10 protein-coding genes and 4 tRNA genes are annotated in these 10,292 nt (G+C 33.6%); all 14 read right to left on the bottom strand.

Going from position 1 to position 10,292, the window contains the following annotated elements; translation table 11 throughout:
- Positions 1-186 (bottom strand): GTP-binding protein (locus tag VKY41_RS01080; protein ID WP_324309214.1); only part of this gene is annotated, 186 nt, incomplete at its 3' end.
- Between the two features lie 70 nt (positions 187-256).
- Positions 257-328: transfer RNA gene (locus VKY41_RS01075), tRNA-Thr, on the bottom strand.
- A 60-nt stretch (positions 329-388) separates the two neighbouring features.
- Positions 389-461: transfer RNA gene (locus tag VKY41_RS01070), tRNA-Gly, on the bottom strand.
- Between the two features lie 194 nt (positions 462-655).
- Positions 656-737: transfer RNA gene (locus tag VKY41_RS01065), tRNA-Tyr, on the bottom strand.
- Positions 738-813: 76 nt separating this feature from the next.
- Positions 814-887, bottom strand: a tRNA-Thr gene (locus VKY41_RS01060).
- A 102-nt stretch (positions 888-989) separates the two neighbouring features.
- Positions 990-1,292, bottom strand: coding sequence for a ribosome hibernation-promoting factor, HPF/YfiA family (hpf, locus tag VKY41_RS01055; RefSeq protein ID WP_500812579.1), 303 nt, complete (start codon positions 1,290-1,292; stop codon positions 990-992).
- Between the two features lie 39 nt (positions 1,293-1,331).
- The gene (locus VKY41_RS01050) at positions 1,332-2,222 is read right to left on the bottom strand and encodes a tyrosine-type recombinase/integrase (protein ID WP_500812578.1); all 891 of its coding nucleotides are present in this window, start codon (positions 2,220-2,222) and stop codon (positions 1,332-1,334) included.
- A gap of 131 nt (positions 2,223-2,353) precedes the next feature.
- Positions 2,354-2,548: a 30S ribosomal protein S21 gene (rpsU, locus tag VKY41_RS01045; RefSeq protein ID WP_500812577.1), complete on the bottom strand. Its 195-nt coding sequence runs from the start codon at positions 2,546-2,548 to the stop codon at positions 2,354-2,356.
- A gap of 182 nt (positions 2,549-2,730) precedes the next feature.
- On the bottom strand, positions 2,731-4,155 hold the full coding sequence (locus tag VKY41_RS01040; RefSeq protein ID WP_500812576.1) for a carboxypeptidase-like regulatory domain-containing protein: 1,425 nt from the start codon (positions 4,153-4,155) through the stop codon (positions 2,731-2,733).
- Positions 4,156-4,174: 19 nt separating this feature from the next.
- Complete coding sequence (locus VKY41_RS01035; protein ID WP_500812575.1) at positions 4,175-5,341, bottom strand: acyl-CoA dehydrogenase family protein; 1,167 nt, start codon at positions 5,339-5,341, stop codon at positions 4,175-4,177.
- A gap of 15 nt (positions 5,342-5,356) precedes the next feature.
- The gene (locus VKY41_RS01030; RefSeq protein ID WP_500812574.1) at positions 5,357-6,232 is read right to left on the bottom strand and encodes a ComEA family DNA-binding protein; all 876 of its coding nucleotides are present in this window, start codon (positions 6,230-6,232) and stop codon (positions 5,357-5,359) included.
- A 6-nt stretch (positions 6,233-6,238) separates the two neighbouring features.
- Positions 6,239-8,314: an alanine/glycine:cation symporter family protein gene (locus tag VKY41_RS01025; RefSeq protein ID WP_500812573.1), complete on the bottom strand. Its 2,076-nt coding sequence runs from the start codon at positions 8,312-8,314 to the stop codon at positions 6,239-6,241.
- 292 nt (positions 8,315-8,606) lie between these two features.
- The gene (locus tag VKY41_RS01020; protein WP_500812572.1) at positions 8,607-8,834 is read right to left on the bottom strand and encodes a PspC domain-containing protein; all 228 of its coding nucleotides are present in this window, start codon (positions 8,832-8,834) and stop codon (positions 8,607-8,609) included.
- 72 nt (positions 8,835-8,906) lie between these two features.
- Positions 8,907-10,178 (bottom strand): DUF2851 family protein, encoded by a 1,272-nt coding sequence (locus VKY41_RS01015; RefSeq protein ID WP_500812571.1) that lies wholly within the window; start codon positions 10,176-10,178, stop codon positions 8,907-8,909.
- Positions 10,179-10,292 lie beyond the last annotated feature (114 nt).

Here is a 10,292-nt window from a genome sequence, read left to right as displayed (position 1 = left end):
TGTAATACCTCTTTCTTTTTCTTCTGGAGCATTATCAATTTGATCAAATGATCTTGCTTCTGAATAACCTGCATCAGCTAATACTTTTGTAATAGCTGCAGTCGTGGTTGTTTTTCCGTGATCTACGTGTCCAATTGTACCAATATTTAAGTGTGGTTTTGAACGATCGAAAGTTGCCTTTGCCATGTTTTAAATAATTTAATCTTAGTTATATAATATTATTAGTGTATTCTATTTTAATCTAGCTTTTTAAAAGAGCCAATGACGAGAATTGAACTCGTGACCTCTTCCTTACCAAGGAAACGCTCTACCCCTGAGCTACACCGGCGCAAAGTGTTTATTCTTACTTTAAATTTTGCAAGAACCCTGCCTTCGCAGGTAATTTTTGAGCGAGAGACCGGGTTCGAACCGGCGACATTCAGCTTGGAAGGCTGACGCTCTACCAACTGAGCTACTCTCGCATTTATCATTTTTTCCCGAACTTAAACTCCGTAAAACAGAATCTTTTGTTTTAGAATAATGAAAGGTTTTCAATATTTCAATTAAACAGCCTTGTTTCAACTTGGCATATTTAATAAGAACAACAGCTTATTAAACTTTTAATTAATTTTCAGAACAAGTTTTTTTTTTACAACAACCTATTTTGAAAATTTTGTGGGGAGAGCAGGATTCGAACCTGCGAAGACGTAGTCAGCAGATTTACAGTCTGCCCTCGTTGGCCGCTTGAGTATCTCCCCAAAACCTCAGTTTTTTAATGAACTTTCTCAAAATGTATTTTATTTTGAGACTCCTGACTTTCTCAGGAAACTTAAGAGCCGATGGAGGGACTCGAACCCACGACCTGCTGATTACAAATCAGCTGCTCTAGCCAGCTGAGCTACATCGGCTTGTTAAACCTTTTTTAACACAAAAAAAAGCCCGCTATTTCTAACGGACTGCAAATGTATATATTTATTTTCTTTTTCAAAACATTTTTTCTGAAAAATTTATTATAAATGTGCTCTTAATTTCTCTTTTCGTTTTTTAAGTTGTCGTTCTAATGACGCTACGGCCATATCTACTCCCTCTTCAAACGTTTTACATTGCTTTTTCACTACCAAACTATCTCCTGGAACATTTACGCGAGCTTCAAAAACTTTATTTTCTTTATCGCTAGTGTTTTCTACTTTCAAATAAACATCTGAACTAATTACTTTGTCATAAAATAAATCTAACTTATCCATACGCTTTTGAATAAAGTCTATCAATTTTTTATCGGCAGTAAAATTGACTGATTGCGTGTTTACTTTCATACTTCTTTTGTTTTTGGTTATACAATAGATTGTACTGTTTTACTTTTTACTTCTTGGATGCGTGCTTAGGTACACCTTTTTCAATTCAGATATACTATTGTGAGTATAAACTTGGGTTGCAGCTAAGCTCGAATGTCCTAAAAGCTCTTTAACAGCATTTAAATCTGCACCTTGGCTTAGTAAATGAGTTGCAAACGAATGCCTTAATATATGAGGACTCTTTTTTACTTTACTAGATGCTAAACTAAAATACTCATTAATTATTCGGTAAACAAGTGTTTCATAAATTTTAACTCCTTTTTTTGTTAAAAACAAAGCCTCTGAATCAGTTACAGTTTCTAATTTATTTCTGTGTTCTAAATAAATCTTTATGGAATTTATAACTTTTGGCAATAAGGGTACAAATCGTTCTTTATTTCTTTTGCCTAAAACCTTTAGAGTTTGATTAGAAAAGTCGACATCCTTTAGCTTTAAATCTATCAATTCAATTCTTCTAATTCCTGTAGAATAGAAGAGCTCGATAATTAATTTATTTCTGATTCCTTCAAAATCATTTTCAAAATAAAGCTCTTCTAAAACCGTGGTAATTTCATTTTCCGAAAATGGAACCTGGATTTTTGTACTGGTTTTTAAAGCTCGGTGTTTTGCTAAGGGATTCGCTTGAATACGGTCAATTTTCAATAAGAACTTATAATAGGAATTTAATGCCGAAACTTTCCTATTAACACTTCTATTAGAAATGTTTTTTTCTACCAAACTTACAATCCAACTTCTAATTTGTGGATAATTTACACCGTCTATTGAATCCTGATCAAATTCTAATTTAATAAAGTCTGAAAATTCGCTTAAATCCTTCTGATACGCTTTTATAGTGAGCTTAGAATAGTTCTTCTCAAGTAACAAGTAATCTATAAATGCTTTAAAAGACATAATAAAAGTGTATAGTTACGTAAATATATAGAATAAAAAAGGAAGCAAACTGTTTAACGCAAAAAATCCTGTTAACCTCAGCTTTAGCTATGGTTAAACAGGATTTAATTTGGATTTAACAAATATCGAGATTAGATATTCTCTTGATCTCTTAAACGTTGGATATATTGCGCTTTTTGATGCTGTGCTCTTTTTAGAACAGAAGGCTTATCAAACTGCTTACGAGTTTGTAATGCACGTTTAGTTCCAGTTTTATCAAACTTTCTCTTGTAACGCTTTAACGCTCTATCTATATTTTCTCCTTCTTTAATTGGTATTATTAACATAGTGTCTTAACCTCCTCTCTTTTAGAATTTCAAGGCGCAAATATAAAAACTATTTTAGAATGGACAACCAAAAATTTAAAAATTATTATAAAGTTTTATTCTATTCTAAAAACCAAGGACCCTTCACGCAATAAAACACTGATTAACAGCTTTTTATTGTTATGTTTTTTTAAGAGTTCCTTTTATTCTTTATACAAGGAAGAACGCTTAGTTAAGTCTTGAATAAGCTTTTCTTCTTCTTCACTCTCCAATAAGGTGTTGTAGTTTTTCCAAAAGTCTTTATTGTATGGCCTAGACATAAAGATGTCAGGGTTCCAAGTACTATTTAAAGCCGCATTGATTTGCTCCTTGTCTAAAATAATTTCGGTAAACAAGATTTCTTGAACGGTATAATAATATCGTTCTTCCGGATTACTTTCAAGCTCTTCGCCTTTGGTATTCGTTCCTGTTCTTGAACCAACATTTACAAGTTTTGGAGTTTCGTAATAAATATAGCTTGGGTACATTTTATCTTGATACTCCATATAATTAATGACTAACTTATGGTTTGTTTGGGTTCCAAAAAGGGTTTTGCTTCTGCTTTTTTGAGCACTAGAGGCCGCAATTAACTCGTACTCTATTCTTTTAATAGCATAGGTATCCCAATAAACATAAACCCAGCCATTCGCCTTATACCCATCATTGTAAATTCCTTTAGTTTCTAAATTGATATAATCTTTTCCTTCAGAAATTTTAATTTTATAAATTTTCCTGTTGTTATCAACCAAAACGGTGTCTAAAGAAAATAAATGCTGATCTAACATATTTTCGTTAAATAAGCCATTTGATTTATTAGAATTTCTAATAAGGTTTAATTTTCCTTGAAACAAATTCTCCAAACCGTTAATTCTAGTATCATTCCATTTAATGGCTTTTACCAAGGAAGCTGTTTTAATGGTATCTCTTCTTAAATTGCTAGATTTTAGATTTCTGTTATTGGATTTGTCTTTTAGGTAGGCTGTATACGTCAACAAACTGTCTATGTCTCTTAAGTCGTAACTTTTCCTAACCTCATCCACATTAACTTTAAGAAACTTGGAAGTGTTTGTTTGATAGCTGGAATCGTAGAGGGTTATTGCCCCCTCTACGAGCCATTTAAATTCCTTTTTGTTACGTTCTTTATGTCTTACGAAGCCTTTTTCAATATAAGCAGAGTCTGGCAAATTATTTGGCAGCCTTTCCAATGCACGAAGCATAATATCGTTCCCTGTTTTGGGTCTTGAATCTGCAACGAGCAAAATTTCATCCAAAGAAGCTACATCTGGCTCTAAATAGACATCAAAAGTGCTATCAAATTCATCTACCTTAACCTTATAACTTTTAAAACCTATAGAAGATACAACTAACGTATCGCTTTTATATCGGTCTGGCACTACTAAAACAAACTTTCCGTCGGTATTGGTAATAGTTCCTATGGTTGTGTTTGCAACATACACACTCGCACTTTCTAAAGGCAGAAAGGTTTCGGCATCCAACACCGAGTTTTTTAACTCAGTTTGTGAAAATGTCGAAAAACTACAAATAAGCACAAGGGCTCCGAAAATACGCTTGATATGTTGAGACTTCATAAAATTAATGACTTAAAAATTAGGTAGCAGGTTTATAGTTTTTATCGTCTAAAAGCATTTTAGCCAAAATTTCGCGAAGTATTTCTGAGGTTCCCCCACCAATTGGTCCCAATCTACTATCGCGAAGCAGTCGTGCCATAGGATACTCTTCCATATAGCCATAACCTCCTAAAAATTGAAGGCAGTCATAAATAACTTCATCTGCCATTTTAGTCGATTTTAATTTAGACATGGTTGCTTGCTTCACAACATACTCACCTTTATTAAGTCTGTAAGCTACGGAATAATTAAATTCCCTACAAACCTCCATATCTGCATACAGTTCGGCGAACCTGTGTCGAAGAGCTTGAAAGGTATTAATCGTTTTACCAAAAGCTGTACGCTCGCTCATATATTGTTTGGCATAATCTAAAGCATACTCCGCTCTGGCGTGGGCATTAATTCCCATAATCAGCCTTTCTAAAGCAAAGTGCTGCATAATGTATGGAAAACCTTTTCCTTCTTCACCCATAAGTTGGTTCGCTGGAATAACAACATTATCGAAAGCAATTTCGGCTGTATCACTAGCTCTCCATCCCAATTTATCTAACTTAGTTGCAGAAATTCCAGGAGTATCTCTATCCATAATAAAAATACTCATGCCTTTATGGCCTGCATCTGGATCTGTTTTGGCTGCAACCACTAAATAATCACTATAAACACCATTAGTTATAAAAGTTTTTGAGCCATTAATTACATAGGTATCTCCTTTTTTTACGGCAGTGGTTCTCATTCCTGCAACATCACTTCCTCCAAAAGGTTCTGTAATACACAAGCAACCTATTTTATCTCCAGAAATACTTGGGGTTAAATATTTTTCTTTTATTTCATGACTCCCTTCTTTATTAACATGAGTCATTGCTAAATAAGCATGAGCCCACATATTTGCGGCAAAACCACCTGAATTTATTTTTTGAAGTTCTTCTAAAAAGATTACTGTGTAAAATAAATCTAGATTCATTCCACCATATTCTTCAGGATAGGCCAAGCCAAAGAATCCCATATCTCCAAATTTCTTCCAAATAAAACGTTCTACCGTTCCGGTTTTTTCCCATTTTTCAATATGCGGAACTACCTCTTTCTGTAAAAAATCTTTAAGACTTTCTCTAAACATCTGATGTTCTTCCGTGAAGTACATACTATTCATACCTTATTTTCTTTATTAATTAAGCTTCAAATATAATTTAATTATCTCGAATTTGTTAGAGGGAAAGCTTTTAACTTTTAATAATTCGTCCATAGAATAATATCCATCTCTTAAAGTTCGTTGTTCTAAAATATGATGAGCAATTTCATAATCTATATGAGGAACAGTAACTAACTGCTCGAGTGTGGCGGAATTTAAACTAATTTTATCAACCTGTTTTGGAGTTTTTACTGTGAAGTGCTCTTTAAGGCTTTCAATAACATCTGGTGATAATCCATAAATCTCCTGCAACTGAACATCTGCAATAAAACCACCAAACTTATCCCGGTAAGCAATAATCCGCTTGGAATAAGCTTCGCCAATACCATTAACTTTTTGTAATTGTGATGCTGTAGCCGTATTTAAATCCTGTTTTTGTTCGAAGGTTTTTGGCTGATTGGTATTTTTAAGTAAAAAATCGGTTTTTGGTTTCGGGTTAGTAACCCAATCAGGAAATTTAAAATAGGGCGAAAGTACATGTAATAACGAGTCGGACACTTGAGTGACCTGTTGAAACTCTTTAGCTGAATTAATCCATTGATCTTGTTTTCTGAATTCTAATAACCTATCAATTTCTTCATTAGTCATACCTAAAGTATACCCCTTATAATCTGTGATATAATTTGGGTTAAAGGGATACATTTTTGGTTTTCTATTTTCAATTTCAACCTGACGAAGAGAATCGATTTCCTTGTGAAAAACCTCTAATTCGTTTGGACTTATTTGAACATCCTTAGAAGAAAAACTTACAAAAAAGTAAAGAACCTGTAAGGTCACTATAATGAGTATCAATAAAAAAATCCCACTCCGTTGTTTTTTTGAAAACGTGAAATGGGACTTTAAATTTTTCATAATAATTTATTTCTTTTCTACCACCGGCTTTCGAAAAAGCAGATTGGCTTTTAACTTTTTAGTATAAGCATCTAAATCAAATTTAACTTCTTTAGACATAATATACAATCCTATAATATTTGGGAAGGACATAGCAAGAATCATCATATCTGAAAAGTCTAACACAGCTCCTAAACTTACGGATGCTCCTATCACCACAAACACTAAGAATAACATTTTATAAATAAACTCAACTTTTTTACTTTTTCCAAATAAGTAAGTCCAAGCTCTCATTCCGTAATAAGACCAGGAAATCATAGTTGAAAAAGCAAATAAGAACACTGCTAAAGCTAAAACATAAGGGAACCAAGAAATCTGACTTCCAAAAGCATCAGAGGTTAATTGAGCACCTGCCATACCTTCTACTTCATGCATTCCTGTAAAAATTAATACCAATGCTGTTAATGTACAAACTACAACGGTATCTAAAAATGGCTCTAACAGGGCCACAAATCCTTCTGAAGGTGGATGATTCGTTTTTGCTGTACTGTGTGCAATAGCTGCAGATCCTACACCAGCTTCGTTTGAAAACGCTGCACGTTGGAAACCAACTACCAATACCCCAATAACGCCTCCTTTTAAAGCTGACGGACTAAATGCTCCTTCATATATAGCAGAAAATGCCGGACCTATATTTTGGATATTCATAATGATAACCGCCAAAGCTGCTACAATATAAATAGAAGCCATAATGGGTACTACACGACCAGTTACTTTTGCAATACTACTAATACCTCCAATAATTACAACACCTACTAAAATAGCTGTTATTACTCCGAAATAAAATCCGTTTCCAACTAACATAGGAAATTGCCCTGCTAATTGCTCGAAAGACTGATTGGCTTGAAACATGTTTCCTCCTCCAAATGAAGCTCCTACAGCTAAAACTGCAAACATTCCAGCTAAGACTTTACCTAAGCCTTTCATATTTCTTTTTTCTAATCCGTAACGCAGATAATTCATTGGACCACCAAAAACACGTCCATCAGGTAGAATGTCTCTATATTTCACTCCTAAAGTACACTCTACAAACTTGGTAGACATCCCTAGCAATCCACATACAATCATCCAAAAAGTAGCTCCAGCACCTCCTAATGAAACGGCCACGGCCACACCTGCTATATTTCCAAGACCTACAGTTCCTGATACGGCTGTAGCCAATGCTTGGAAGTGTGTTACTTGTCCTGGTGCATTAGGATCATCGTATTTCCCTCTTGCCAAATCAATGGCATGTTTAAATCCTCTAATATTAATAAAGCCCATTCTAATAGTAAAAAACAACGCTCCTAATACCAACCAAATAACAATAAACGAAATGGGTTTAGTAAGTGGGTCTCCATTAGGGTGTGTTAAAACTATTGGCTTATCATAGGTTATTTCAGCAAAAAAGTGCGCACCTTGTTCAATAACATGCTTTTTGTTATCCGAGTTATAAATAACTTCACCTTCTTTAGTTATATGTTTTAATTTTCCGTTTGCTAGAGAATTAACGACTATCTCTCCTCCAGATCTATCAGTTATAATAGCAATAGCCTCATCTTTATAAACATGAACACCATCCTCTTTTAACCATTTTTTAAGTTCATATTTATTATCTACCTCATTCGTCCAATTTGGAATTCCTATACGCTTAGAATCGGCATAAACTACAGGATCATAAATTCCAATAGCTGCAAAAGGATCCCAGAACAAAATAGAACCTAAGGCACTAACAGCAGGCGTCATAGCTCCGTTAAAAACCTCAGTAATAGCTTCGGTTTTAACCGTAAAAACTGCCGTTTTAGAATTACCTACAGCATCAGTAACAACTACGGTATAAGGAACACCCTCGGTTAATCCTGTCGACCTATTTGAGGTTAAAGAAGTAGCCTGATTGCTCCATCGATAAGTGTAAGGCGCTACGCCTCCTGTTACTTCTACGGTAACAACGCCATCATTAATAGTTTTGGAAGGGTTAGAAACAATTCCCTCAACATTAAAGTCTTGGGCAAAAATTATACTTGGTAAGATTAATGTGAAAATTGAAAGAAGAAATTTCTTCATAAAAATTGATTGTTAGTTAGTTTCTGGTTTTATGGACAGCAAGATGCTAAAAAAAAATGGTTTTTTAAAGTTTCAACTTTTATTTAACTCGATATGATGTTAATTAAAGCTTATGAAATATTTAATAAATTTAAGTCTATATTATAGTTAATCTCCAAAAACCATTGATTTCCGTACCATACACACGCCCAAATGGAATTTAAAATTGGTCTGAAACACAATTGTAAAATTTTAAATCTATAGTTTCCTGCTGTACAAACTAACTTCAATAACGAATCAAATGGTTTGTGTTTTACAAGTCGAAAACCGATGAGCGTTTGGTATACAACAAGTCCTTAATGTGCATCCAAAACGCTATAAAAAGATACAATGCAAATCCAAAGCCTAGAGTTACAAAGGTTAAGTACATAAATGAGGTTCTAACAACTTTAGCCCTAATCCCCAATCTGTCAGCTATGCGCTGACAAACGTAATATCCATGCTTTTGGAAATAAAGTAAGATTTTATAAAAAATATTCATACGGCAATGTACTTATAATAATTAATAAATAAGCTTGTAAAATATAACAAACATAATATTTATAAATTGGTTTTAATAAACAATCAACGCGTTACCTACGGCGCATTCCAAACACTTGTTTTTACTACAATATTCAGTTTTAAGCTGAACTAAAGCCTGAGATTGCATGGCCGAATGAGACAGCTTCCTTAAATTATTAAACGCCGAAACAATATTATTTTTCTCTGCAGGAATTTCTTGAATTAAGCTCAACAAACTTTCATTAACATCCTTGCCTTGAAATTTAGAATAAGTAAATTTGATAGGTATGATGGTGTTTATCAATAGTAAATCAATAAAAGGCTTGGCTATTTTTTTAGTTGAAGGTTTTGATGTCTTTCCAAATGTATAATGAGAGTCCCAAAAGGAAGAAGCTCCTACTTGGAAGAGTTGATAAAACTCTTTCCTAGTATTAATATCAATAATTTGAGAAAACAGATGGGTTCTAGAACTGTAAAGAGAAGCCAATTGCGACAACCGAATAGTTGGAAAGTTTTGTGGTCTCAATCTGAAAAATTGCATGGGCAACACCTGGCCTTGATTCAACTGAAACTTTTGTTTTAAAAAGTGATATGCCTTCCGCAACTCTAAATAATAAGAATCTTGAGCATCTACTTCCAACAATCCTGCCTGACCAAAAAACAAAGCTTCAAGCAACATTTGGTCGGTTTGTATTTTTCTAATCACATTATAATCAATTGATTTTGCTAAGCTAAAAAAAGCATCACCATTGACTTTTAATCCAAAATTTTTGGCAAGCATCTTAAACAAAACGGCTTCCCAATTATTTTTAGAATCTATTAGTAAACCTTCTATCGTTTTAGACTTCCTTTCAAGACGTTCAAAATACAGTCGTTCTAACCAATGATCCAAGACAAAATTATCGACCTCACCAAAATCTGATTCACAATTAATCCATTTGTTTTGAGAAGACATCAGTTTGACATAATTTTTATAAATGCCTTGATTCACTACTTGCTTTAACTCCAAAGTTGGGATGATAGAATTATCTTTTCTGAAAATTTCGGTATCATGCTCCCAAACCACATGTAAAATTACATTATCGTAGGCTGGGTCAATTTCATGATTGTGCACAAACCAATCACTGGATTTAATATGAACTTCTACATTTCCAGCCCAAAGTTGCTCTCCAATTTTAAGTTGAGCATTAAAAAAGTCTGGTCCGGCATTGGTGTTATACTGTCCAACCGAAACAATATCCAAAGCTTCAAATTGCGTAGTTGTTAAATTTACAACCGCCATTTTTTTATACTGCCAGATATAATGTAAAAATGATTCTTGCATAATCTAAAAATAATAAATTTTATTGGATCTTTTCAAAAGGAGAACACAACAACATAAAACAAGAACAAACAAAAGATAATCAAACACTTAAGCCACATAAATCTTCCTGATATT

The sequence above is a fragment of the Xanthomarina sp. genome, assembly GCF_035306605.1.
In the GTDB taxonomy this organism is placed as follows: Bacteria; Bacteroidota; Bacteroidia; order Flavobacteriales; family Flavobacteriaceae; genus Xanthomarina.
Note: the sequence above shows the minus strand (reverse complement) of the source record. Positions and strands in the feature narration are given on the sequence as shown.

Bases quoted from the DNA above. Each gene is read 5' to 3' on its own strand.
- VKY41_RS01035 (WP_500812575.1), bottom strand. From the start codon at position 5,341: ATGAATAGTATGTACTTCACGGAAGAACATCAGATGTTTAGAGAAAGT.
- hpf (WP_500812579.1), bottom strand. From the start codon at position 1,292: ATGAAAGTAAACACGCAATCAGTCAATTTTACTGCCGATAAAAAATTG.
- VKY41_RS01040 (WP_500812576.1), bottom strand. From the start codon at position 4,155: ATGAAGTCTCAACATATCAAGCGTATTTTCGGAGCCCTTGTGCTTATT.
- VKY41_RS01030 (WP_500812574.1), bottom strand. From the start codon at position 6,232: ATGAAAAATTTAAAGTCCCATTTCACGTTTTCAAAAAAACAACGGAGT.
- VKY41_RS01025 (WP_500812573.1), bottom strand. From the start codon at position 8,314: ATGAAGAAATTTCTTCTTTCAATTTTCACATTAATCTTACCAAGTATA.
- rpsU (WP_500812577.1), bottom strand. From the start codon at position 2,548: ATGTTAATAATACCAATTAAAGAAGGAGAAAATATAGATAGAGCGTTA.
- VKY41_RS01020 (WP_500812572.1), bottom strand. From the start codon at position 8,834: ATGAATATTTTTTATAAAATCTTACTTTATTTCCAAAAGCATGGATAT.
- VKY41_RS01050 (WP_500812578.1), bottom strand. From the start codon at position 2,222: ATGTCTTTTAAAGCATTTATAGATTACTTGTTACTTGAGAAGAACTAT.
- VKY41_RS01015 (WP_500812571.1), bottom strand. From the start codon at position 10,178: ATGCAAGAATCATTTTTACATTATATCTGGCAGTATAAAAAAATGGCG.